Source organism: Paenilisteria portnoyi (assembly GCF_014322795.1).
GTDB classification, from domain to species: domain Bacteria; phylum Bacillota; class Bacilli; order Lactobacillales; family Listeriaceae; genus Listeria_A; species Listeria_A portnoyi.
Genome location: NZ_JAASTT010000019.1, coordinates 1 through 25,977 on the forward strand (window position 1 = coordinate 1; position 25,977 = coordinate 25,977).

Annotated in this window: 19 protein-coding genes; 1 reads left to right on the forward strand and 18 read right to left on the reverse strand. The window is 42.2% G+C overall.

Annotated elements, in window-relative coordinates; all coding sequences use genetic code 11:
- Nucleotides 1-313: 313 nt before the first annotated feature.
- The 3 genes from HCJ66_RS12185 to HCJ66_RS12195 all read right to left on the reverse strand — a co-directional run bounded on the left by HCJ66_RS12185 (nt 314) and on the right by HCJ66_RS12195 (nt 4,676).
- Nucleotides 314-1,339 carry a ribitol-5-phosphate dehydrogenase gene (locus HCJ66_RS12185; protein ID WP_187133380.1) on the reverse strand — a complete coding sequence of 342 codons (1,026 nt, stop codon included), beginning with the start codon at nt 1,337-1,339 and terminating at the stop codon, nt 314-316.
- Nucleotides 1,332-2,045, reverse strand: coding sequence for an IspD/TarI family cytidylyltransferase (locus tag HCJ66_RS12190; protein ID WP_187133381.1), 714 nt, complete (start codon nt 2,043-2,045; stop codon nt 1,332-1,334). Before HCJ66_RS12190 ends, HCJ66_RS12185 begins: the two co-directional genes overlap by 8 nt.
- Nucleotides 2,046-2,324: 279 nt before the next feature.
- Nucleotides 2,325-4,676, reverse strand: coding sequence for a bifunctional glycosyltransferase/CDP-glycerol:glycerophosphate glycerophosphotransferase (locus HCJ66_RS12195; RefSeq protein ID WP_187133382.1), 2,352 nt, complete (start codon nt 4,674-4,676; stop codon nt 2,325-2,327).
- 208 nt (nt 4,677-4,884) lie between these two features.
- Here HCJ66_RS12195 and galU point away from each other — a divergent pair, with 208 nt between their 5' ends.
- The gene (gene galU / locus HCJ66_RS12200) at nt 4,885-5,781 is read left to right on the forward strand and encodes a UTP--glucose-1-phosphate uridylyltransferase GalU (RefSeq protein WP_187133383.1); all 897 of its coding nucleotides are present in this window, start codon (nt 4,885-4,887) and stop codon (nt 5,779-5,781) included.
- A 49-nt stretch (nt 5,782-5,830) separates the two neighbouring features.
- Here galU and HCJ66_RS12205 read toward each other — a convergent pair whose 3' ends face one another.
- The 15 genes from HCJ66_RS12205 to HCJ66_RS12275 all read right to left on the reverse strand — a co-directional run bounded on the left by HCJ66_RS12205 (nt 5,831) and on the right by HCJ66_RS12275 (nt 25,971).
- Entirely contained in the window at nt 5,831-9,040 is a 3,210-nt protein-coding gene (locus HCJ66_RS12205) for a PA14 domain-containing protein (protein WP_222717496.1), read from the reverse strand.
- 140 nt (nt 9,041-9,180) lie between these two features.
- Entirely contained in the window at nt 9,181-10,671 is a 1,491-nt protein-coding gene (locus HCJ66_RS12210) for a DUF6056 family protein (RefSeq protein WP_187133385.1), read from the reverse strand.
- Between the two features lie 16 nt (nt 10,672-10,687).
- Nucleotides 10,688-11,125, reverse strand: a complete 438-nt coding sequence (locus tag HCJ66_RS12215) for a GtrA family protein (RefSeq protein WP_181677566.1) — start codon at nt 11,123-11,125, stop codon at nt 10,688-10,690.
- Complete coding sequence (locus HCJ66_RS12220; protein WP_187133386.1) at nt 11,122-12,069, reverse strand: glycosyltransferase family 2 protein; 948 nt, start codon at nt 12,067-12,069, stop codon at nt 11,122-11,124. The genes HCJ66_RS12215 and HCJ66_RS12220 overlap by 4 nt, the downstream gene beginning before the upstream one ends.
- 307 nt (nt 12,070-12,376) lie before the next feature.
- The gene (locus HCJ66_RS12225) at nt 12,377-13,210 is read right to left on the reverse strand and encodes a DUF6270 domain-containing protein (protein WP_187133387.1); all 834 of its coding nucleotides are present in this window, start codon (nt 13,208-13,210) and stop codon (nt 12,377-12,379) included.
- Between the two features lie 90 nt (nt 13,211-13,300).
- Nucleotides 13,301-14,314: an ABC transporter ATP-binding protein gene (locus tag HCJ66_RS12230; RefSeq protein ID WP_187133388.1), complete on the reverse strand. Its 1,014-nt coding sequence runs from the start codon at nt 14,312-14,314 to the stop codon at nt 13,301-13,303.
- A 13-nt stretch (nt 14,315-14,327) separates the two neighbouring features.
- Entirely contained in the window at nt 14,328-15,134 is an 807-nt protein-coding gene (locus HCJ66_RS12235; protein WP_187133389.1) for an ABC transporter permease, read from the reverse strand.
- A 292-nt stretch (nt 15,135-15,426) separates the two neighbouring features.
- The gene (locus tag HCJ66_RS12240; protein WP_187133390.1) at nt 15,427-16,332 is read right to left on the reverse strand and encodes an ABC transporter substrate-binding protein; all 906 of its coding nucleotides are present in this window, start codon (nt 16,330-16,332) and stop codon (nt 15,427-15,429) included.
- Nucleotides 16,333-16,406: 74 nt separating this feature from the next.
- The gene (pyc, locus tag HCJ66_RS12245) at nt 16,407-19,850 is read right to left on the reverse strand and encodes a pyruvate carboxylase (RefSeq protein WP_187133391.1); all 3,444 of its coding nucleotides are present in this window, start codon (nt 19,848-19,850) and stop codon (nt 16,407-16,409) included.
- A 207-nt stretch (nt 19,851-20,057) separates the two neighbouring features.
- Nucleotides 20,058-20,915, reverse strand: coding sequence for a nucleotidyl transferase AbiEii/AbiGii toxin family protein (locus HCJ66_RS12250; protein WP_187133392.1), 858 nt, complete (start codon nt 20,913-20,915; stop codon nt 20,058-20,060).
- On the reverse strand, nt 20,912-21,499 hold the full coding sequence (locus HCJ66_RS12255) for a type IV toxin-antitoxin system AbiEi family antitoxin domain-containing protein (RefSeq protein WP_187133393.1): 588 nt from the start codon (nt 21,497-21,499) through the stop codon (nt 20,912-20,914). Before HCJ66_RS12255 ends, HCJ66_RS12250 begins: the two co-directional genes overlap by 4 nt.
- A 135-nt stretch (nt 21,500-21,634) precedes the next feature.
- Nucleotides 21,635-22,840, reverse strand: a complete 1,206-nt coding sequence (ftsW, locus tag HCJ66_RS12260) for a putative lipid II flippase FtsW (protein ID WP_187133394.1) — start codon at nt 22,838-22,840, stop codon at nt 21,635-21,637.
- Between the two features lie 113 nt (nt 22,841-22,953).
- Nucleotides 22,954-24,690, reverse strand: a complete 1,737-nt coding sequence (locus HCJ66_RS12265; protein ID WP_187133395.1) for a glycoside hydrolase family 2 protein — start codon at nt 24,688-24,690, stop codon at nt 22,954-22,956.
- On the reverse strand, nt 24,687-25,115 hold the full coding sequence (locus HCJ66_RS12270; protein ID WP_187133396.1) for a hypothetical protein: 429 nt from the start codon (nt 25,113-25,115) through the stop codon (nt 24,687-24,689). The genes HCJ66_RS12265 and HCJ66_RS12270 overlap by 4 nt, the downstream gene beginning before the upstream one ends.
- Nucleotides 25,116-25,128: 13 nt before the next feature.
- Nucleotides 25,129-25,971: a carbohydrate ABC transporter permease gene (locus tag HCJ66_RS12275; RefSeq protein ID WP_187133397.1), complete on the reverse strand. Its 843-nt coding sequence runs from the start codon at nt 25,969-25,971 to the stop codon at nt 25,129-25,131.
- Nucleotides 25,972-25,977 lie beyond the last annotated feature (6 nt).

The window sequence follows — 25,977 nt, forward strand, 5'->3', positions numbered from 1 at the left end:
CCGGCTTCAACAGCCAGCCTCTCGGAAATTTCGTGGCCTCCGCAAAAACCAAAAGAGGGTTTTCACTGCGCCCCCTATGTTGTGGCTCTTATGAGGCATCAACTGCCGATTTAGAGCCTCAATACGAGTGCGAATAACGTGAGCATTCGTTCCTTGCCCTGCATCATGCTCAGGTGTCTCCGAGTCCGGCTTCACGGGCTAGCTCCTCGAAATTTTCGTGGCCTCCGCAAAAGTCAAAAGAAGACTTTTACTGCGCCCCCTAACAAATTTTTTCGGAGCTGAACGAGCCCGTTCAGCACTCTGTTTCAGCACTTTAAATTCCCCATTCCATCACACTCTTACCCCACGGGCTGCGGAGATCGGCTTCAAATGCTTCAATCACATCTTGTATACACTTCACTTGGTGTACTTCACCAACTAAGTTTTGCAAATATTCCACAGCTCGCTTGTTTTCCGTCAAAAACTCTACTGTCTTCTCGAAATCAATGCGACCACTGCGGCTACTTCCATAAACAGTCAAACCTTTTTCAAGCACCATCCTTGAGTTAAACTCAATCGGATACTCGGAAACGCCCAACAGCGAAATCGTGCCTTCTGGTTTAATCAAATCAATAATCTGACTCACGGCATATTGGCTCCCACGGCCACCAGCGCACTCAAAGGCTTGGTCGATTACTAAATCAGCTGGAATATTGTCAATCGAAAACGCACCATCGACAAACGAGAAGAAATCCAATTTATACGGTGTTTTCCCAAAAATATAAACCTTACTATCTGGATACCAGTTTTTCAATATTAAAGCTGTGATAAATCCTAAATTCCCGTCGCCCCAAACGCCGAACGATTCACGGTTTTCATTCGCTTTTTGATCAAAACGTAAAATCGCGTGAACGGCAACGGAGATTAACTCGGAAAACGCGGCGACTTTTGGATTGACGTCATCTGGTAGCACGACGACACGATCGCGACGCATGAACACATAATCTTGCATCAGACCATCATAGCCGCTCGAACGGAACTTGCTTGTTCGCAAATAGTTCTCATCGATGACAGGATCAGTCTCCATTGGCGTATTTGGAATCATCACTACTTTTGTACCTGGTTTAAATTCTTTCGTTGCATCATATACGATTTCGCCGATTCCTTCGTGAATTAGCGCCATCGGTAATTTCTTCGAGAGCATTTCTTTTCCGCGAGAACCGGTATAATAGCGTTGGTCTGCCGCACAAATCGATAAATACGTTGGGCGAACCACAACTACTTCTTCATTCAAAGACTCATCCACATTGGCAACTTCGAATTGTCGCTCCGATACTAGTCGGTATACTTGGTTAATCATTGGCGATACGCTCCTGAATGATCGCATTTGCCACTTTTAGATCATATGGCGTTGTAATCTTAATATTGAAGATTTCGCCCTTCACGAGCTTCACACGGTCTCCTGCGAGCAAGCAAATCTTACAAGCATCCGTCAAAATTTGTTTCTCATCTGCGGACAACGCTTGATAATGGCTATATAGCTTCTTAATATTAAAACTTTGTGGCGTTTGGCCTTGGTACATGTGGTCACGAACCGGAATGTCCGTAATAAAATCATGATTCGACGACTCCACAATCGTGTCAATCGCTTCAATGACCGTATCTACCGCACCAGTTTCTAGCGCCGCATCAATGTTCTCTTCAATAATCCGATGCGTCAAGAATGGGCGTACCGCATCATGCGTAATAATAACATCCTCATCCGTTAAGCCAAAACTCGACTCAATATAACGAATCCCATTCATAATTGTTTCGTTACGATCCGTGCCGCCTTCGATGACAACAACGCGATCATCAGAAACGTATTTCTTAATATTATCTTCCGCGTGATTGATCCATTCTTTCGGAGACGAAATAATAATCTTATCAAAACGGTTATTTAAAATAAATTTCTCAACTGTGTGTACGATAATTGGCTTACCATTCAAGGACAAAAATTGTTTTGGCATGCTGACATTTCCCATCCGCGTACCTTTTCCCCCAGCTAAAATTTGAGCGTATATCATTCTCTAATCTCCTTTAACTGTTTTTTATGTTTACAGCTTTATTGTAACATAGATCCTTCGCAGAAACCTATCCCTATCTCCAAACTCTCAGCGGAACGACAAATGATTAGTTCCTAGGCAAAAGCGAGTACCAAGGCGGAGCGTACTGAGGTACGATAACTGAAAACAAGGAGGGAGTCTTATCCCCGACCATGTAAGAAGTTATGCGAAACATAGTGTAGAAGAGCATTGGAACGGAGCTTTTAACGACGGAAATGATTATTTGTCGTCCCGCTGAGCTTACTTAATCAATTCACGGACGATCCGCTCTGCCGCCTTACCATCTAAATCATCGAAAAAGCGGTTTTTGAAGGCACGTACTTTATCTAAATCAAAATCATTCGTCTCGATTGCGCTGATAATCTCGTCATTCGTGCGGACAATCGGGCCTGGAACAAATGCTTCATAATCATAGTAAAAATTACGTTCGCCAAGATAGTTCTCTAAATCATAGGCATAAAATAGCACTGGTTTCTCCATAATCGAGAAATCAAAGACAACCGATGAATAATCTGTAATCAAAATATCCGTGTTAATCAAGACATCATTAATATCTTCACGGCTCATATTAAACGCAAATTCTTGCAAATCAAACGGCACACCAACACCTCGTGTCACTGATGGATGCATTTTCAAAATAAGCGCGTATTCATCACCGAGTTCCTCCGCCAAACGACGAATGTTCAAGTTCATCACAAAGTTTTGGCGTTCACCAGGTCCACCCCGGAAAGTCGGCGCGTATGTGATAATTTTTTTACCTTTCAAATGTGGATATTTTCCTAAGAAAGAAGCTTTAATAAAGGCTTTGTAATCCTCATTGAAAAAGCGATCCGTTCTTGGTACACCTAAAGGCATGACATCTTTTTCAGGGACATCGAATGCATCGGCATAAAACGGCACGATTTCGCTTGATGATACAACAACTTTCGTATAATTCTTATGCGCCCCACGTTCAAAACTCTCCGTATTACTGTCCGCGTAACCGATCGAACTAAATCCGAATTTCTTAAACGCACCAGCCGCATGCCAAAGTTGAATAACTTCCGTGCCACTGCCTGTTGTCAAACCATACATTTGACGGTAATAATCATCTAAAAAGACATATTTCGCCGTCGCCACATCTTTATAAAGTGACAAAAGCTCACGAAGCGAACGTTTTGGTTGTTTCAAATAACCAACAACCGCATAGTCCGGCTTCTGTTTCAATACTTCATCATAAACTGCCTTGAACGAATCTGCCAACACATCATGCTTATTCGTTAGGAAGACAATTTTATCTTGTTTTTTACCGAGTTTGTAGATTGGGAAAGCGATGCGACGTGCATAGAAATTACGCGCCATATCTTGCACCTTTTTCCAGGAACCGACGACTACTTTTTTGTAGCCAGACGAAATAATCGTTCCTGCTTTTCGAACAGCCAGGCGATTGTAGATTGGTTGAACCGAATTACGATTCGCCGCTTTTTGCCCAGCACGTACTTCTTGCGGGAATGCTGAAGAAAGTAATTTATTCATCGAACCAGGGTCCAATTTACTATACGCCAATTTCAGCACACGCAAATAATTCGGGCGCGCTTTTTCCTTAATAAACGTATAGCGGTTAATCGTCTCAAACGTAAGCAGACGTTGCAACACACCGAGGCTATTGTAAAGGTTCAAATCCATCGAATCCACTAGTTCATAGAAAGAATCGAACATCTTGACTTGCGTCCCAGCGTTGCCCTCCATCATAATGCCTTTATACGCCGGCCAAATATCCGCCGACACAATCCGGTCATAGTAATCCGTACGAATTTTTCCAAGCGCAATCGGGTTTGTCACATACTTCGTGAACAATGGATCAGCCAGTTTCGTACTTTCGATAATATCTTTAAAACTCACATATGGATCTGATTTCACGATTTGGGATAGCGACACATCGCCCTCGTCCTCACGCGCACGATAATTGTAAATAATCTCGTCCACCGTATAAATGTCGCCGGACTTCAAATAAGCTTCCAATACAAACGGGTGATCTTCCGCAACTTTAATAGATGTAGGGAAACGTATATCTTTCACCACATCCGCGCGATACATTTTATTACAAGGTCCAAGCGTGTACAGCATTTCCGGATTCTTCACAAGCGTTTTACGGCCTTTCTTGAAGACACCTTTCGTGAAATGCCCGCCGATAAACCACGAACGATTACTGTTAAAACTTACAGAAATCCCTGTTACGACGCCAACCTGTTCAGATTCTGCCGCATGATACATGATTTCCAACGCTTTTTCTGGTAAAACATCATCGGAGTCGACAAAGCTAATATACTTCCCGCGAGCAACAGCCAAACCGTTATTACGCGCCGTTCCTGGTCCCGCATTGGGTTCTTTGACAACACAAATATTCTCGTGTTCAGCCGCCAATTCGATAATTCTTTCTAAACTACCATCCGAAGAGCCATCGTCCACAAGCACGATTTCCACTTCTTTTAGCGTTTGGTTAAGTAAAGATTTAATGGTTTCATCAATGTAGCGAATAACATTATATACTGGAATAACGACCGATACTTTGGGTTCAACTATTGCAGCAGGTTTTACGATTTCATAGAGCATTCTATTTCTCCCTTAAAACTTTTATTTATCATTTTCAATCTATTACAAATACCGCCAAATGTCAAGGATGCACCAATTTAAAAATAGTCGTTTCTACTATCTATTAGCACTTTGTTAACTGCTTTACACGCAAAAACTTGTCACACTACGCGTACATACCGTATAATGGTTGCATATAGACGAATATATTTTGAAGGAGAATGCCATTATGAAAGTTAGAAAAGCGGTCATTCCTGCTGCGGGTCTTGGAACTCGTTTTTTACCAGCAACGAAGGCAATGCCAAAAGAAATTTTACCGATTGTAGATAAACCAACGATTCAATATATCGTCGAGGAAGCTGTAGCATCAGGAATTGAAGATATCTTGATCGTTACTGGTAAAGGAAAGCGCGCGATTGAAGATCACTTCGACTCCGTGCCTGAACTAGAAAACAACCTACGCGAAAAAAATAAACTAGAATTGCTACATCTCGTGGAAGAAACGACAAACATCAACTTGCATTTCATTCGTCAATCGAAGCCAAAAGGTCTTGGTGACGCGATTTTGCAAGCGAAAGGTTTTGTTGGTAACGAACCATTTATCGTTATGTTAGGCGATGATATCGTTGAATCCAAAACACCTTGCTCGAAACAGCTCATTGACCAATATCAAAAAACGCATAGTTCGGTTATCGGCGTGCAGCACGTGCCGCATGAAGAAACATATCGTTACGGTATTATCGATCCGCTGAACGAATATGCAAAAGGTCTATACAATGTAAAAGGCTTCGTTGAGAAACCAGATCCAGTAAAAGCGCCATCTGACTTAGCGATTCTTGGCCGTTACTTGTTAACACCACAAATTTTTGATTTCTTGGAAACACAAGAAGCTGGTGCTGGTGGCGAAATTCAATTAACGGATGCCATCAATCGCCTCAATGAAATTCAACGTGTTTTCGCGTATGATTTTGAAGGAGAACGCTTTGATGTCGGCGATAAATTCGGTTTCATCAAAACAACGATGCAATTCGCGCTGAAACATCCTGAAATTAAAGATGACGTCTCTGCCTTAATTGATGAATTATACACAGAGATTCATAAAAAAGACGTGAAAAAGAAGAAATAACAAAAAATGCTTGGAGCCTCAGATTTGAATCTGTTGCTCCAAGCATTTTTTATTTATATTTGGGTATTTCGAAGTCTTGAATGTAGCTTGTGAGTAAGTTATACATGTTATACATATTCGTCGTTTGACTCGTCGCCCATTTAATATCTGTTGCATATTGGTGAACGCCTGGATTCGCGGGATTCCATCTCATTTTATAGATAGTGTCCTGTCCTCTTGCTACGTAGTTTTGAGCTACAAATTGTGCGCCGCCAATGATTGCTTTTTCTGGTGTGTCCCAGCCTTGTTTATAGGCATATTCGGAACCACCTTTCAACGGATTGCTATCCACAGCGCCGATTCCGTACATGTTATACACAAGTTTCGGCGTTACTGGTTTACCATCGACAACGCTTACTAGTACGCCATTTGCAAGTTGTGATGAACCATTTCCTGTTTCTAACATCGAATGCGACATCAGATAAATTTCGTTAATCTGATACGTTTTCGCAGCCGTCGCAAAGCTTGCACCTTGCCCAGTTAAGATTCCTTTATTCACAAGAATTTTACTGTTCACTTCTGCTACATTAAGCCCTGCTGGTTTTGATAACACGAGGAACTGCAAATATTCTTTCGTGTCTTTTACAAAACTGTTCGGGTTCATGTAGTACTGCACATCTTTTTGGTACGCATTGACCCATGCACGTGTGTAGTTGAATTTATACCATTTCGCGCCATCGGTTCCTGTAACAGTTCCCGTAATGGTGATTGTTAAATCTTTCGCGAGCGGTCCAACTAAAAAGGCATTTGGGTTCGCAGCATCGCGAACGCTCGTCGCTGCCGTTGTTTTCCCAGTTTTTCCACCAGCATTCAATGTGACAAAATTACTACGAACGTAAGTGTTCGGCGGTTTGACACTTGTTTGCGGTGGTGTAGAGCCCTGCATTTGAATTGCTAGAGCTTGTGCCAACGTGGAAGTATACGATTGCGTGCGATAGTTCTTTTCGATACCTGATACGTAATTGATGTTGAACGATAAGGCCGCTCCACCTGTGTCCTCCATATATTCAATGATGAATTTATGATTTCCTTTTGTGAGTGGGATCGTTTCTTTGTAATTGTTTAAACCTGCTGTCCAATCTTCATAGACAACCTGGCCATCTACTTTCACGCGGATGCGATTATCAGCGCGACCCGAGATTTCATAATTACCGTCTTTCGCCATGTTCAATGTTGACTCATAGCGAGCCGTGAAGCGGTCATTTGGAATACTTGGATCTGGGCTTCCTGCTCCCCAGTTATCATTAATACTACTCATTGTTTTGTAGACAGGACGTCCGGAGAAGCTGTCTGTCGGATAATATCGTGCCAACCACGTATTGCTTGGTAAAATATTAAAATCAACAGATGCCGCGCCTGTGCGTTCGACATACTCGACTTTCACATTATGCGTTCCTTGCGTTAACGGAATCACATAATTTTCCTCACGTACATAACTTAGACCGCGGTTATCAAAAACAACTTTGCCATCTATCGTTACACGCATGCCATCGTCCGCACGCCCAACAATGTTGTAATTCCCTGTTTTAGGAGCGACATATTGCTTTTCGATGACTGCTGAGAAATTATCGTTTGGAATCGCTGAATCTGGACTACCATACGCCCAGTTTTGATAAAATGCCGTTTGCGTGTCGTGGAGCTTAGCTACATAAGCACCAGTAAAATTGGTGTTTTTGTAGTAGCGCGCAAACCATTTATCTAGTTTTTCGATATTCATGTTGAAGGAAGCTGCACCCGTTTTGTGTTTATAAGCAATCGAAATCGCGTGTTTTCCTTTTGGAACCCAAATGACTTGATTGTATTGTCCGGAAACAGTGCCCATATTTTTGCCATCCATATAGATGATCGCTTCGTCTTTCACGTCGCCGTAGAAACGATAGTGACTCGACTCTGGCGCATCGATTTGACGGTGCATTCGTGCGGAAAAATGTTCGGTCGGTACCGCGCTGTTTGGCGAACCTGTACCCCAATTCTTCGCAAGTGCCGTCGTGCCAGTTGCTTCGTCAAAGGCATACGGAAATCCAGAGACTGTTTCATTCGGATAGTATTTAGCGTACCAGACGTTGGCATTGATAACATTAAAGTTAACATATGCCGCGCCGCCGCCTTCTTTAAACTTGATCCGAACGTCATGTGTACCTTTTGATAAATAAACAACTGTATTAAACTCACCACGTGTCGTCAAATTCGTCACGAGTTTGCCGTCAACATAAATCGCCGCCGCATCGTCCACATTCCCGATAATTCGGTAATCGCGAGCCGTTGCCACTTCAATTTGTTTATCCATAATACCTGTGAAATTGTCTTTGTTCACGCTAGCATTTGGTGACCCTGTGCCCCAATTGTGTGCCAGCTTATTCGCTGTCGAACCAGCTGCCGTGTAAATCGAGTTCAAGCCCCATGTCGTATTATTAAAATACTGTTCATACCAAGCGTTTGCCTTCACGAGATTCATTTGTAAATGAGCCGCGCCAGACTTTTCACGATATTGGACGGTGACTTGGTGTTTACCTTTTGTCAGTGGGATTGTGACGTTTAGGTTATCCTGAAAAGAATCCCAAGTGTTCACAATCGCCTTACCATCCACGTAAATTCGCATGCCATCGTCTACTTTTCCAACAAAACGATAATTACCTGCTTCGGCAATATCATACTGCTTCGAAAAGAATCCACTAAAATTATCAACGCCAATTCCAGCGCCAGGTGAGCCATAGCCCCAAACTTTATTCAGGTATGCTTTATTGCCGATGCTCTCGGTCAACTTCACGTTTCCTGTCATATTATTGTTTGGAAAGTACACGGCATGCCATTCATCCGCACGAACTAAATCTGCGGTAATGTATGCTGCGCCACCCGCTTCTAGATAATCGATTCTGATGTTATGCGTTCCCGCTGTTAACGGAATCGTCATGTTCAGGTTCGCCATGCTCGGTTTGAAATCATCATACACAAGCTTATTGTCGACGTAGACCCGAATTCCATCATCGGCGCGCCCAATTAGGCGATAATCTGCGGTGGTGCCAACTGTAATTGTTTTACGGAACGTCGCAGAAAAACCATCCACTGGTAGCGCTGCGCTTGGTGAACCGTAACCCCAATCCAGATGAAGATCCTTCTCTGTTCGCTTCAAGACCGGGGTACCAGATAGCGTCTTGTTGTTGTAATAGCTCGCTTCCCACGAGCTTGGAGTTGCCGCATCCGCCTGCATTGGTTCTTTCATCACGAAAACCGCACACGTTGCAGCAAACCCTAACGCCATTATTACTATTTTATTTCTGATTGACCTTTACCTCCTTGACATAAATTGCGTACGTCTCTATTATTTCACATTTGGAGGGTTTAAACAACATTACAATGGTGTCATTTTGTGGCTTTGTATGGAACTATTTTTAGGGTTACACCACTAGGTAATTTATAATACTCTGCAAAAATTGGCGCATGAGGACCATCTTGAATCGGCGTGCTCATCCATAGATATTGTTGGTACGGTAAGCGTTTCACAACAATTACTTTCTCGCCAGCCGCAACTTGCGCTTTCATACTCTTTATTCGTGCATCGTTTGCTTGACCAATTTGCGTAAATACATACGAATACGCTAAAACAAAGGCCATAACTAAAGCGAATAACGGCAAGTAAAGCGCTCGTAAATTAAGATAGTTTTCTTCATGTAAAAACTGTACTGTTCGAACTGCAAAAAGTACAAAGAACATATAGCAAATTATAAAATTACGCGGGCCAAATGGCGTAACAAAGAATAGTGGTGCCGCAAGTGTGACGACAGAAATAAGATAGAAAGTTAGCTCTGCTTTCAAACCTGTTTTTGGAATAAACATCAATACTGTAGCGACCAGAACTAAGTAAAATAACAAAGATAAGTAAGCTTCAAAAGTCGTTGTTGTCTCCGAAGAAATATCAAATATTCCTTTTACAACTGGTTTATACAATGGATAAATCGTTAGAATCATAATAAATAAACCTTTGAAAACCAATTGAACCGCAGAAAGGTTTTGTGCCACTTTTACTAAAACAAAAATCGCTATGAGTGCCAGAACAATATTCAACCCAACATTATTCATCACAAGATATTGATACAGCGTTGTTTTGAAAGTATCGTACATCTTCGCAAAAATCCCCATGTCACTATCTACTGTACGATACGTATCCTCTCCACTGAAAATCTTTGCATATGCCCCATTAGAGAACATGATAGCTGCTCCAATAATTACGGAAGCCAGATAGACAATGTGCAACAAGAAGAATTTGCGGAATCTAATAAATGCCCACACCATAATGAAAATGGCAGCAATAACATTATAAAGTGTTGCATGCTCCACAAATAGTTGCGAAATAATGCCCAGCGGAACCATTAAAATCGTTAACCAAATACTATATTTAGGCGTTTTATCATAAAATACATTTTTGATTACTAGTAAAAAAATCAAGGTGAAAACAGCCGCTGTATTGTAGTTAGAGAAGCCGGCTGCCCAACCATATGTCTGTGCAAACATATTCGCTGGCACCGTCAAGAACAGCAAGAAGCTAAGCAAGTAAACGCCTATCGAATTTGTTTTCGAGATCAATGCTGGTAACACGACCAATAAAGCACCAAACAATCCCATAATAAAAATACGCAACCAGTCTACACGTGTAATTAATAACTCTGTATAGTTTCCAAAGTAACGACCATTATAATCCTTAAATCCGTCATGAAAACGTTCCATCCCCTTGGCCATACCCCAAGTCCAATCATCATGTGTTAACGGTGTCCGATATGCAATATACATATAAAATAAAAATACCAAAAATCCTACTACACTTAATAATTTCCAATTTCTCTCTGTACGAATCATAATTAACCTACCTTTTTTAATTCCTAATTTTAAATATTATCCACTTACTAAATACATAGTTCAACACAAGCACAATCACGTTTGTTAGAATTTTCGCCACCAGCGCGTTCGTGCCCAATCCACTAATCAGAATGACCATAACCGCTAAATCGACCAAATACGTCAAAAAACGGAAACCAAAGAACGACGATGCTTCACGCGCGCGATCCTTCCAAGTCGGTGTATAGCTTTCAAACACATATCGCTTGTTCGTCACATAGGCAAAAATCACCGAAGCCACCCAAGAAACCGTATTTGACGTCACATAATCAATTCCAAAAACCGAATTACAGAGCCAGAACGACACAATATTCACGACCGTCGTAAAGCCACCCATGATGATATACATGATAATACTATACAAATTGGCATGTTCTTTTCTAAAGTTAGCGATTAGTTCCTTTATCTTCTTCATTTTATCGGCTCTCTCTCATCGTTGTATTCTTCGACAAAGTATAGCGGACGACCTTTCACTTCATTAAAAATTCGACCCAAATATTCGCCAATAATCCCAATCGAAATCAGCTGAATTCCACCTAAGAATAAAATAACTATCATCAGCGTTGGGAAACCTTCGACGGCGTTCCCTGTCACAAGCGTTGCGATGAATATGTATATCATATAAATAAAAGCAGCGATCGATACGATAAATCCTAAGATCGAGGAAATTTTGAGCGGTGTCGTAGTAAATGATGTCATCCCTTCCAAAGCAAGGTTAAACAGTGAACCGTAGTTCCATTTCGTTTCACCAGCTAGGCGCGGGGCAGCATCGAACTCAATTTCAACTTTCTTGAATCCCATCCAGCTATACAGACCTTTGGAATAACGTTGCGTTTCCCGTAATTTCTTAAGCGCGTCAATACAACGACGATCAAGCAGACGGAAATCACCCGCATCTGGAAGCACTGGTGTTTTCGACATTTTTTGAAGCAATTGATAATATTTCTTGGATGTAAATTTCTTCAACCATGTTTCGCCCTCACGAATTTTTCGTTTCGCGTAAACATCCTCATAACCTTGTTCCCATAAAAGCAACATTTCTGGAATCAGTTCCGGCGGATGTTGCAAATCGGCATCCATCGTCACCATCGCATCACCCTTCGCGTAATCAAAACCCGCAGCCATCGCGACTTCTTTTCCATAATTCCGCGCAAGATCCACATAAGAAACCCGAGCATCCTTGGCACGCAACTCTTTCATAATTTGAACCGAATTATCCGAACTACCATCATTAATGAACAGAAGCTCATAATCATAACGATCCGAAACCGTAGCCATGACTTCCTTTATGCGATCGTATAAATGCGGTAGTACCTCACTTTCATTATAAGCAGGTACCGAGATTGTTATTAATTTCATATTTCACTACATCCTCATTATTTTTTTACATACTTTATCAGTATAACAGAAAAGATTTGCTGGCAAAAGGAAAGACTTGAATATGTGTGGTGGAAAATGGGACTAGAAGCGAAAATGACCTAGGAATCGAGAGTTCCTAGGTCATTTTAATTTGGCAAATTTAAATATGAATATTTATCATTTTACCGTGTTGCATCAACATTCCTCCTAATAGAAAGTACTACTGCAATCATTATTTTACAAAGACTAGTTGAAGGGTAGCGGAAACTTGAAAAGGGCACGATAGTACGTTCTCCCTTCCCACTAATTATTCACCAATCGTTTCTTTTTTCTTCTTAAAAAATCTCAACCAGCTATTATCTTTCTCAAGCGAGATAAGTTTATTCATAAATAACGGATAGTAATCCATTGTGTAATGCACATAAAAAAGTCCCCAAGGATGTTCATCGAAGCTCAAAAATTCTTTTTTATCCTTAAACAAATCAATGGTTTTAATGGATCGATCGCTTTTATTAATATACGTATGCATCTCGTTCAACAACTCATTATAATAATCCACATTCACATTCTTCACCTTGCCAGAAGTTGCAATATCAAATCTATTATCATCAAAATTATAGTATTCCTTCACATTCTTGATTTTATGAAGAATAATCTTGCTCTTAGGCGACGCTTTTTTCAACTTATCCAGAACGATATCCCATGATTTTTTCCACAATTCCATGTACTGTTCGCGGTTTTTATCAATGGATAGTTCCTCGACTTTACCTTTTAACACATCTTTATAATACGCCGTGCGCCACAGTTTCCAGCGATTATTCGACACATATTCACCAGGTTCGACTTCTAAAACACCAAAATGAGCATCGCCAAATAAATCCACTATAATTGTATCTGGTTGAAGTTTCGCTAAATGGTCGAAAAACTCTTTCGTGAAATCAGATCTAACGCACCACTCATCATACTCCGAAAAACCGTCAGCTGACACGACTGGATTCTCTCTTTTTTTAGAGGCCATAGAAATGATAGAACTCTGATTTTGCATGAGAACACATTCGAATTTCTTCTTATAATCAGCATTGAAAATGGAATTAAAGTTATCGCGCGTGGCACAACTGCCAAGTACTGCTATTTTTTTCATTGATTTCTCCCCTTCAAATACGCTCTCTCTCAAAAAAGCAGACAGCCTAATATTTAACTGTCTGCTCTCATTATACTATTTCTTCGTGAACTAATAAAGCTGTTTGGTCTTACTTACCACATTCACCGTCTCGGTCACTACTGGTTTCCCGTCATCACTCGCCTTGAACATACCCAGAACCGATTGCCCGGTCCCAACGCAATACCCAAAGAATATCGCCAGCGCAATGAGTACCGTCAGCGCAATCTTATCGAACCAGCTAAGCCGATATTTATTCGCGCTCGGATTCGGATAAATCACCTTCTGCGGACGTTTCTGTTTGCGTTTGAAATCGTCTTGGTATTCTTTTTTGTAGGACTTGGATTGGCCATTGAACCAGCGTACAAACGTATCGTATTTGTCCGCTACTTCTTGAGCATCACCGATTTCGCGAATCTGGCCGTAGTGCATCCAGATAATCCGGTCACATAGGCTCTTCATTTGGCCGAGGGAATGGCTGACGAACACGATGGTGCGGCCGGCTTCTTTAAATTCGGTAATTTTATCGACGCATTTCTTGTAAAACGTCTGGTCACCAACAGATAGCGCTTCATCGATGACAAGAATATCTGGATCGGTGTGAACCGAAATCGCAAAACCTAGTCGTGAGCGCATACCGCTGGAGTAGTTTTTGATTGGTTGATTCATGAAGTCGCCAATATCAGCAAAATCAATGATGCTCGGCATGAGGGCATCGATTTCGGATGTTTTCAAGCCGTGCATGAGTAGTTTTAAGCGGACATTCTCGTAACCAGTCAGCGGCCCTTTTAAGCCGACTGCGATCGCGATGAGTGATGTTTCACCGTTAATGACTACTTCGCCTTGGGTTGGCGGGATAACGCCGGACATGATGTTGGAAATGGTTGATTTTCCGGAGCCGTTGATGCCGATTAGTCCCACTGTTTCGCCGTCATAAATGTTGAAATTGACGTCGCGCAGTGCCCAGAAGGATTGCATTTGTTTACTTTTAGGCAAGAATAGGCCTTTGATTTTATCGGATTTATTTTGATAGAGGTCGTATTCTTTGGACACATGTTTGAATGCTACTTTGATATTTTTTCCCATTTGTCCTTACCTCCTATAAATAATCCACGAAACGTTCGCGGAATTTCATGTGTAATACGGATCCGACGTAGAGGCAAACGATTGTGATTAGCCAAAAGTAGACCGTGTAGGACGGTTCTTGCCAAAAGCCTTTATGCCCGACAAAACTGTCTCGGAATCCTTTCAGAATATAGACGATTGGATTTAGTTTCAAAAGGTCTACAACCCAACCTGGCAACTTCGTATCCAGATTCCAAACAACACCAGACACGTAAAATAGGACGCGCATAACTGATTGTAGAAATACGAAATAATCGCGGACTAATACGCTGATTGTGGCATTTAGTAGGGTCACGCTAAACAAAAAGGCAATCATCGCCACAAAATAGTAGAAAAACTGGGCCCAATACATCGAAACTGGTGCGCCTTTTATGAAGAGTAGCGCAAAAAAGATTACCATCATCGTGACATAACTCGTCAGATTCGATACGATTGTAATACTCGGCATCACACTCATTGGGAATTTCATCTTGGAAACCATGTGTATCTTATTGAAAATGCTATTTGCCCCTTGCAGAATAACCGCGCTGATGAAAAACCACGGAATAATACCAGCTAGCATCCACTCGATATAACTGGCACCTGCTATCCCTGATTGTCCGCGCATCGCGAATCCGAACACAAAGTAGTAAATCGCAACTTGAATTAATGGGTTTAAAATTTGCCACGCAAGACCTAAGTAATGGCTCTGATACGTCGCTTTATCTTCATAACGCGCAATTCGAAAAATCATTGGCGCGTACTTAAATTGTTCTTTTAGGACTTCTATTACTTGTTTCACAAAAACACTTCTTTCCGGAATAATAATGCGGTTAGCTAGTTTAGTAACCGAAAATCACTTGCTCCATGTCGTATAGGCTCCACCTCTAGTTCTTAGAAAAAGATACATAATGATGTCGTTTACGCGTTTCTGGCTTGTTTTTCTAGGCTGCTTTTTAGTCGATTCTTCCGTAAATGTAGGTCTGTTTCTACGTATTGGCGGTGAGCTATTTGAAAAATCGTAAAAACCCACCTTATGTTAAATTACCTCAAAAGTGGGCATTTGTAAAGCAAGATCTTTATTTTACTCTCATTTATTTTGGATAGATGGCTTCGAATAGCGCTTCTTGTCCTTCTATGAGTCGTGGTCCTGGGCGACTGACAATGGATGGATCAATTTCATAGATGCGATTATTTTTAACAGCCGGGATGTTTTTCCAAGCAGATCGTTTCGCGATTTCTTGTTTCGCGTTTGGATAAATCGTGATGATAACATCTGGTGCAGCTTTGATAACTTGCTCTTCGCTGTATTGCGGATAACCTTTTTCGGAGACAATGTTTGTTGCTCGGATATTGGTGAGCATTTCGTTGATGAACGTGTCTTGTCCCGCTGTGTAAAGATCCGGACTGATTTCTAGCCATACTTTCGCTTTGGTTTCGACTTTTTTTGCAGCTTCCTTGCGCATGGATTTGTCTGTCGCCTGCATGGATGACACTAGTTTTTCGGCTTCTTTCGTCGTGCCGGTGAGGTCACCGATTTGTGTGAATGTTTTGTACGCGGCATCGAAGTCTTGCGCATCTTCTACCACGAACAGCGGGATATTCGCTTTCTTGATTTGGTCGTAAGCATCTTTATTGTAGCTCATCATGGAGGCGTGGCCAAGAACGAGATCCGGTTTCATGCCGATGATTTTCTCGACGTTGATTTCGGTTGTCGCAACGACGGGAACTTTTTTGACAGCGGCTGGATAATCGTCACTCGATGTGACACCTACCACGTTTTTGCCAAGCCCAAGTCGGTATAAAATTTCAGTATTGCTAGGAATCAAAGAAACTATTTTTTTCGGTTTCGCGCTAAGCTCCATTTTGGCGCCAGTCGCATCCGTTGCTATGTATTCTGGTTTTTGTGCCGTTTTCTCAGATGTCGTTTGTGCCCCGCAACCTGCTAAAATGAGGATGATGGCTAAACTTAAAGCAGTAATTATTTTTCTAAAATACATCTGAATTCTCCTTTTCAAAAATGGAAAAAGTCGGGTGGTTAGATATCCCGACTTTTTCCTGTGCGTTCAATGTGTTAAACACGGCCTACTTCCATTAATAGGTCAGCTGACTCAATCACATCGCCGTCCGTGACAAAAATCGCGTTGACTTTGCCGTCGAATGGGGCTTGGATTGTTGTTTCCATCTTCATTGCTTCGGTAATTAGGAGTGGATCGCCTTTCTTCACTTCTTGGCCTTTCTCAGCGACAATCTTAATCACGGAACCGGTCATTGTAGCGCCGACATGTTCTGGATTTGTCGTATCAATCTTGCGGCGTGTCACAACGGTTGATTGGACGTTAAAGTCTTGTATTGAGATTTCACGCGGTTGGCCGTTTAGCTCGAAATAAATCACGCGTGTGCCGTCTGCGATTGGTTCTCCGATTGAGTTTAACTTGATAATCAGCGTTTTACCTTTTTCAAGCTCCACTTCCACTGTCTCGCCTAGACGCATTCCTTTGAAGAAGGTCGGCGTATCAAGCACCGTCACATCACCATATTTCTCAATCATCGTCAAGTAGTCTAAGAACACTTTCGGATATAGAATATACGACATCACATCGTGGTCTGTTGGGTCACCCGTCGTCATTTTCCCAGCAAGCTCTGCGCGAACTGCTTCAAAATCAACTGGCTCCATCAAAGCACCTGGACGTTCTGTCAAAGGCGTGCGGCCCTTCAAGACAAGTTTTTGCAATTCTTGCGGGAATCCGCCGTACGGTTGGCCAATCTCGCCCATAAAGAACTCGATAATCGAATCTGGGAAGTCTAGCGTTTCGCCTTTATCGTACACATCTTGTTCTGTAAGGTCGTTTTGCACCATGAATAGCGCCATATCACCGACTACTTTCGAGGATGGTGTTACTTTCACGATATCGCCGAACATCTCATTCACGACCGCGTACGTGTCTTTCACTTCATCCCAACGATCGCCTAAGCCCACTGCTTTGGCTTGCTGTTGTAAGTTCGTGTATTGACCACCCGGCATTTCATGGATGTAAACCTCAGTTTGCGGTGAGTTCAACGCGTTATCAAAGTCTTTGTAGTATTTGCGAACATCTTCCCAATAATGGTTAATCATTTGCGAATTGTGCGCATTGAGAATCGTTTGACGTTTCCCATTTTCAAGACCGTAATAAAGACCCGTCATACTCGGTTGAGACGTCGCGCCACTCATCGCGCTTGACGATACGTCAACAATATCCACGCCCGCACTGACAGCCGCAGCATACGTATAAATTCCGTTACCACTCGTGTCATGCGTATGCAAATGAATCGGCACATCAATCGTGTCTTTCAGTTCGCTCACAAGGCGATACGCCGCTTGCGGTTTCAAAAGTCCAGCCATATCTTTAATCGCCAAGATATCCGTTCCTTGCGCCACAAGCTCTTTCGCCATATCTTTATAGTAATCCACATTGTATTTCGTGCGCGTCGCATCTTCAATATCGCCCGTATAACAAATCGCTGCTTCCACGACTTTACCGGCATCACGAACCGCTTCAATCGACACTTCCATGCCTTTCAACCAGTTCAAGCTATCAAAAATACGGAACACATCGACACCACTTTGCGCGGACTGCTTCACGAATTCGCGAATCACGTTATCCGGATAGTTCTTGTAACCAACAGCATTCGCGCCACGTAACAACATTTGGAACATGACATTCGGAATCTGTTTACGCAACGTTTCCAGACGCACCCACGGATCTTCATTCAAGAACCGGTAAGCCGTATCAAACGTCGCCCCGCCCCACATTTCAAACGAGAACATGTTTGGTAATAAATGCGCCATTGGATCGGCAATTTGGAAAATGTCTTTCGAACGAACACGCGTCGCAAGTAGTGATTGATGCGCGTCACGCAATGTCGTATCAGTCAACAATACCTCTTCCTGCGATTTAACCCATTCCACGATTCCCGCAGGACCTTTTGCATCCAAAATTTGTTTCGTTCCTGGCTCGATTTTTGCGTCGAAAGGAATCTTCGGAATTCGCAGATCATCGTACACCAATTTTTCACGGTGCTTAATGCCTGGGAAGCCGTTCACCGTCACGTTACTGATATAACGCAGCGTCTTCGTACCGCGGTCACGCACTTTCGGGAAATCGAACAATTCAGGCGTCGTGTCGATAAACGATGTATTGTAGTTTCCACTAATGAAATCAGGATGTTGTACCACGTTTAGCAAGAACGGAATATTCGTTTTCACGCCACGAATCCGGAACTCAATCAAGTTACGAATCATTTTGCGTGAAGCCTGTTCGAACGTCATACCCCACGTACATAATTTTACAAGTAAAGAATCGTAAAATGGTGTCACAATTGTACCTTGGAAACCATTCCCAGCATCAAGACGCACTCCAAAACCACCAGTTGAGCGGTATGTATTAATACGACCAGTATCTGGCATAAAATTGTTCAAAGGATCTTCCGTCGTAATCCGACATTGAATCGCCGAACCGTTGATGCGAATCTCTTCTTGTTGCGGAATACCCACGATTTGGTCATGCATCGAACAACCATCTGCGATAAACAGTTGCGACTGAACGATATCAATCCCTGTAATCATTTCGGTAATCGTGTGCTCGACCTGAACACGGGGGTTAACTTCGATAAAATAAAACTCTTCCCCAGCAACTAAAAATTCAACCGTTCCAGCGTTTAAATAATTCACATTCTTCATTAACTTCACGGCAGCATCACAAATACGCTGACGTAAATCGGATGTAATCGCGTTACATGGTGCCACTTCCACTACTTTTTGGTGACGACGTTGTACCGAGCAATCACGTTCAAATAAATGGACGATATTTCCGTGAGAATCCCCTAAGATCTGCACTTCGATATGTTTTGGTTTCACGACACATTTCTCAACGTACACTTCATCATTCCCAAAAGCCGCTTTCGCTTCTGATCCAGCGCGCTCAAATGCATCCTTCACATCTGCCGGTCCTTGAACGACACGCATGCCACGTCCGCCGCCGCCAAGAGAAGCTTTTACCATCAACGGATAACCGTGTTTTTCTCCGAATGCAGCTACTTCTTCCGCGTTCGCCACAGGTCCATTACTACCTGGGATAACTGGGATATCGGCAAGTAAAGCTTGTTCTTTCGCTTTAATTTTATCACCGAACATGTCTAGGTGTTTCGATTTAGGTCCTACAAAAATGATGCCTTCTTTTTCACAACGCTTGGCAAAGTCGATATTTTCCGACAAAAAGCCATAACCTGGGTGAATCGCGTCAACATTGGCTATCTTGGCAACCTCGATAATATTATCGATATCCAGATACGCATCGATTGGTTTCTTTCCTTCCCCTACAAGATAAGCCTCATCCGCCTTATAACGGTGAAACGCCGCCGTATCCTCTTGCGAATAAATCGCCACTGTCTTAATGTTTAGTTCCGTACACGCCCGAAGTACGCGAATCGCAATCTCGCCACGATTGGCAACTAATACCTTTTTAATGTTATTCATTTTTTTTCCTCCTAACCTACACTACCTAATTTTTCTATATACATAGCTGCTAACATTATTACCGTCATGGAGAAAAACGGTATATCAGACAATTATAGTATTAAAGTACCCAGAATGTAAATTGTTTTCGCTGATTTTTGCAAAAAATGTTCGATGATTCGGTGTAAAGTGAGTAATGTCAATGGTTTAACCGACCATAATATCCAACTAATCCTTTACTTCCTCCAATGCGATAATATCTAGTAACAACCTCTCAACAGATGTAACTACCTCGCTATAGGAAAGTTCCTCCGCGTACGGTAAGCTCATTGCATAATTGCTCCAAATCAGCTGTAAATCTTGACTGTGCTTAATCGCTTCCATTCTTTCATTAAAATAATCCTCCACACTCAATAAAAAATCCCGATGCACAAAAGTATTTTTTACCGAAAGAGCCAATGCAGGATAATTAAAAAGATTTCTTTCCATACTGGTAAGCATATAAATATCATAAAAGTCCCGTGCTCTTGTATTAGCAAGCCCTCTGTCCAGAATACTATGCAATTTTTCAGCGAGTATTTGCTCCACAGGATATGCGTAGACATCTATAAACTTATTTTCAAACATCATTTTATGTGCGTACCTTTTTACCTCTGGATAAATAGAATCGCCAGTCGTAATATCCAATTTGACATCTCCTTTTAGCGACCCCAAATACGTTTTAATATGCAATCGAACCCCTGCATAAAAATCACCCTTATTGATATTCGTTATCTTTGTCACCTCAAGTACCATGCCTTCCTCAGTAGGCGTTTCTAAAACTTCTTGAAAAATTCGCAAAATTTTATCTTGTGACAAGTTCATTTCCCTCATTGTAGCATCAATATCCATTGTTGTTCGTCGCGAGATTCCAATCATCGAGCCTATTAGAAATCCGCCCTTTAAAACAAAATTTTCGTTATACTTTGACTCACTTATTTTTTGTAGTACTTTTTCCAACATGTAAGTCCTCATCACTAATTGAGCGTTAATAGCTGATCTCTGTGATTCATTCTTTACCCAGTCTTTCAATTGTTTTGGTGTCATTGGTTTAATACCTCCACTGCCATTTTTAAGTCTGTACCAATTTTCAAAATTTTTGCATACTCTAACAATCTAAACAAGTTTTTGTCCGGGCGCTCCATATATTTTTTTAATGCCTCGATCTTCACATAATAATCTGCTTTATAGGATTTTTTCCACATATCACACATCGTTTTTTCTAAATTATATACTCGAATTTCGTTACCATTAGGACTTTCCATCGTCGCTATCCCCAGGCTATAGACTTCCACTTTCACATGTTTTGGCTGCACAAAATACTGTTTCAAATTTGGGTTATTATAGCCTCTTGGAAACGTCAAAACATAGCGATCAGGGTTCACATCTGTCAAACCATACAGAAAAAGCGCTGTTTCATGTGAAAAAATACCTTTTGTGAATTTTTGCTGTAACATGTAAAATTCATCTGGAAATTCCCCAGATTTTGTATATACACCTGGTACATCCCTATCTAAAATACCCTTCTTCACAAAATCCTCTAGTGTTTTAACGTTGATTCCATTAGCTTTAGCAACCTTAAGTGTTAACGTTCCATTATATTCTCCTAATAGTTTCATTAACTTTTCCATTCTCAATCACTGCCTCACTCTGGGTATCAAATATACTACACTTCAATAATAATTGTAGTATATTTGATACCTAAAAGCAAATAATACAGAAAAAACGAGCCACAAAATCTCAGCCCGTTCCTCCTATCCTCACTGCTACGTTCGTGGCCGCACCGGTTTCCCTGGTTTCGCCAAATCCTTCTCCGAGCCGTAATTCTTTTGAAATTTATTCATCATCGATACGTTCAGCACAATCCCGACCAAAATCGACATCGACATCAGTGACGAACCACCGAAACTAGTAAACGGCAGCGTCACCCCGGTGAGCGGAATCATGCCCGACGCACCACCTAGGTTAATGAATGCCTGAATCCCAATGAGCGTCGCCGTCCCATAACAAAGCAGAGAGCCGAACGAATCATTCAAGCGCATCCCATTTGTAATCGAACGCAAGACGATGAAGAAAATCCCGCCGACCGTAATCATAATACCAAAAAATCCAAGTTCTTCCGCAATAATCGCGATAATAAAGTCGGTATGAGATTCTGGCAAATAGCCCAGTTTCTGCACACTTTCACCAAGCCCCTGTCCAAAGAAACCACCAGAACCAATCGCGTAAAACGAGTTGACCAACTGATACCCGCTCGCGCCATGGTCTGTAAATGGATTTTGAAAACTTGTAATCCGCCCAATCCGCTTCGTCGTAATTAGCTTCGAACGAATGTCTTCCGGCAATAGAAAAACGACGATACATAAAACCGCTAAAATCAGCAATCCGAGCCCGACTAATTTTAATATCGTTTTCAGTCGCATACCTGATGCCATAATAATGCCGCACCCTGTTAGGAAAATAATCGCAGCCGTCCCGATATCTGGTTGAAGCAATATCAAGAAACAAATCACGACTAAAAACAAGACCGGCGGCAAAACACCACGGTTAAAATCATCAATGTACCGCTGCTTTTTCGAATAAACAGCGGCCATGTAAATAATCATCGACACTTTAATAAACTCAGAAGGCTGAATCCGAATTGGCCCTAATGCCAGCCAACTTTGCGCATTATTCGCCGAGTCACCGAACATCAATACGAGCAACAACATCGCGACCGAGCCGAACATAATCAGCATCAACATCTTATTATTTTGAAGAATTTTATATGGAAAAACCGCGAAGAAAATCAGCAAAACAAGCGAGATAATCCAATTTTTTAATTGACTGTTATAGAACGTCGCTGGATCCCACCCTTTATTAATCGCGACAAACATACTCGAACTATAGACCATGATCAATCCAAAGATACACACAATGAGGTATACCGCCAAAAGAGGATAGTCATAGGATTTCAACATTTTTTTAAACATACACATCGTCCAATCATTTCGAGCCTTATTCAAGGTCCCTACTGTAGTATCTATCTATTATATAGGAAATCGGCTCGAAAAGAAATGATAAGGATGGCTTATTATGAAAGGTACTATTTTTTACGTTTATGATTAATACTACGCACTTTGGCTAAATCCACTTTATCTTGGCGGTCAATCGTAAGCAGTCCATTGATTTCCTGCTGCACATCACTGACTTGTGTATAACAAAAACCAGAAATGTAATCCAGACCTTGAATCGCACTCGTTATACTTTCAAAACGCTCTAAAAAAGCCGTCTCATCCTGTACCTGATTACCATAACCCCAGCCAGATTCGGATTGGAAGGCAATACCGCCAAACTCAGAAATAATGACCGGTTTTCCGCTATTTTCATAACCCCTCGCAAAAGGATGACGGAAACGGTTATGTTGGAAGGCATTGGATAGCAATCTCTCCTGATCCGCATAGCGCTCCGTGAAAGTTTCACCTTTTTCCTCATAGTCGTGTAACGTGATAATGTCCGAAATCGTGTGATCCCAGCCATCATTCGTCACAACCGGACGCATTGCATCGAACGTTTTAGTCAAATAATAAATGCCTTCTGTGAACTGTTGTTGCTTCTTATCGCTGTGAATATCCTCGACTCCCCATGATTCATTGAACGGCACCCACGTAATAATCGACGGATGATTGTAGTTTTGCTTCACAATTTCAAGCCACTCCGCTGTAAAATTAGCAACCGCTTTATCGCTGAAACTATAGGTCGAACCGACTTCGGACCAAACGAGCAAGCCTTTCTTATCGCACAGATACAGAAAACGATTATCCTCGACTTTTTGATGTTTGCGGACGCCGTTGTAACCCATCTCGATAATTTTGTCGATATCAAGTTCTAGCGCCGCAACAGATGGTGGCGTCAAATCGCTGTCTTGCCAGTAGCCTTGATCGAGAATCAACCGCTGATACAGTTCTTCGTTATTCAGCAGGATTTTCTCCCCCTCAATCGCGATTTTCCGCATCCCAAAATAGGATTCCACGCAATCGACAACGGTAGTTCCTTCTATTAAGGTGAATGTGATATCGTATAAATTCGGCGTCTCTGTATTCCAAACTTTCATGCTCCACGGGTCGCCTTTTGCCAAAACAGAGGCGCGCATGACCGCCACGCCATCCTTCAAAGTCGTGCTCATTTCTTCGATTAATTCGCCATCGAAACGGATCGTCGCGCGCGCCGTTACGCCCTCATGCCAAGCGTTTGCTTCCACTTCCAAATCGATTTTCCGGGCATCAAAATCCGGCGTCATTTTCACGTAATCAATATGAATCGGTGACACGTATTCCAGCCAAACCGACTTCCAAATCCCTGTCGTTTGAACATACCAGCAACCAAAGTTATCCTTGATCCAGCGCTGCTTCCCGCGTGGTTGCGCCGTATCCATGCTATCCTGAACCCGCACCGTAATCCGATTTTTTCCAGCCGTCACATAATCCGTGATATTAAAAACAAACGCCGTGTAACAGCCTCGATGCTCACCGACCACTTTCCCATTCACCCAAACCGTCGTCGCATAATCCGAACCTTCGAAATGAAGCAGCACATCTTTATCCGGCGCCGCAATTTCCACTTCTCGCTCATACCAAACAAGCGTGTGATGCGACTCATCGTGAATCCCGCTCGCCTTTGTTTCATACGTAAACGGAACCTCAATCACACGCTCCGATGGTAAATGCGCACACCAATCCTCCGCCAAGCCAACGCCAGCATCATCAAACGCAAACGCCCATTTTCCGTCAAGCAACTCCCAATCCTTCCGCACAAACTGCGGCCTCGGATGCCATTTCGTCATCCCAATTCCTCCCCGATCAAGCTATTTTTCTGCACTCTCATACCTTTATTCTTAGCCAAACCGATAATTCCCGCGCTCATAAACAAGAAAATATTCGGCATATCCATAATAAAATATGAGAATACGCCACAAACTAAAAACCAAACCGGTAATTTCCAGCCAATCACACCATCTTTCCAATGTTTCTGTGCTAAATAAATATTCAACAATCCGAGTAAAATCAACAACACCCCGAAAATCACCACGAAATTAAAAATACTGCCAAACAGCGCCTTCATCGCCCGCATCTGCGCCACAGAAAGCCCCGCCACATCCAAACCTTGCCGCTTTATAAACAACCCATAAACAAAAACCGTCAATAACCCGTCCAACAACTGCCAAGTCGCGGCGATGTAAATAAAAACACGTTCCAATCGTCTGCTCACTTGAAAATCCCTCCTATCCTTTTACACCTGAAGATAAGGCCATTGACTGTAAGAAATACTTTTGCGCGAACAAATAGAGTATGAAAGTTGGCACAATCGCAACGAGTGCTCCTGCCATCAAATGTGCTGGCTGCGCTTGGTACATCCCTTGCAGCAGCTGGAGTCCCGGCGTAATCGGCATCATTTCGATATCATTAAACACAATCGAAGGCCATAGGAAATCGTTCCAAGCCGCCGTGAATGTGAACAACGCCACAACCATTAACACCGGTCGCAAAAGTGGCAAGATAACCTTGTAGAAAATTTTGAAATCACCGGCACCGTCCATGCGCGCCGCCTCATCAAATTCAATTGGAATATTCACCATAAACTGCCGTACTAAAAAGATATTAAACACAGCCGCAGCTCCCGGCACAATCGCCGCTAAATAATTATTCACCCAACCGAACGTATCGATAATTTTATACAGTGGAATCAAATTCACGACACTCGGAAACATCATCGTCGCCATCAAAAAAACGAACATCGCATTGCGTCCACGGAATTTCAAACGACTGTAAGCAAATGCCGCTAGCGAGACCACAATAAGCACCAACACCGTCTGTGAAACCGCGATAATCATCGAATTCATGAACCATCGCAAAAGTGGCGTCGCAGCATTATCAAATAACAATTCGGTATAATTCGTCGTCACCCATTGCACTGGAAGAAACTTAAAGCCTACCGATGCGACCTCAGCCTCCGATTTAAATGACGTCACAATTCCCCACGCGAGCGGAACAACCCAGATGATCGCCATCACGAGCAGGAATATAAAAGCAATCAATTTTGGTATAAAACGCGTATCTTTTTTCATCAGAAA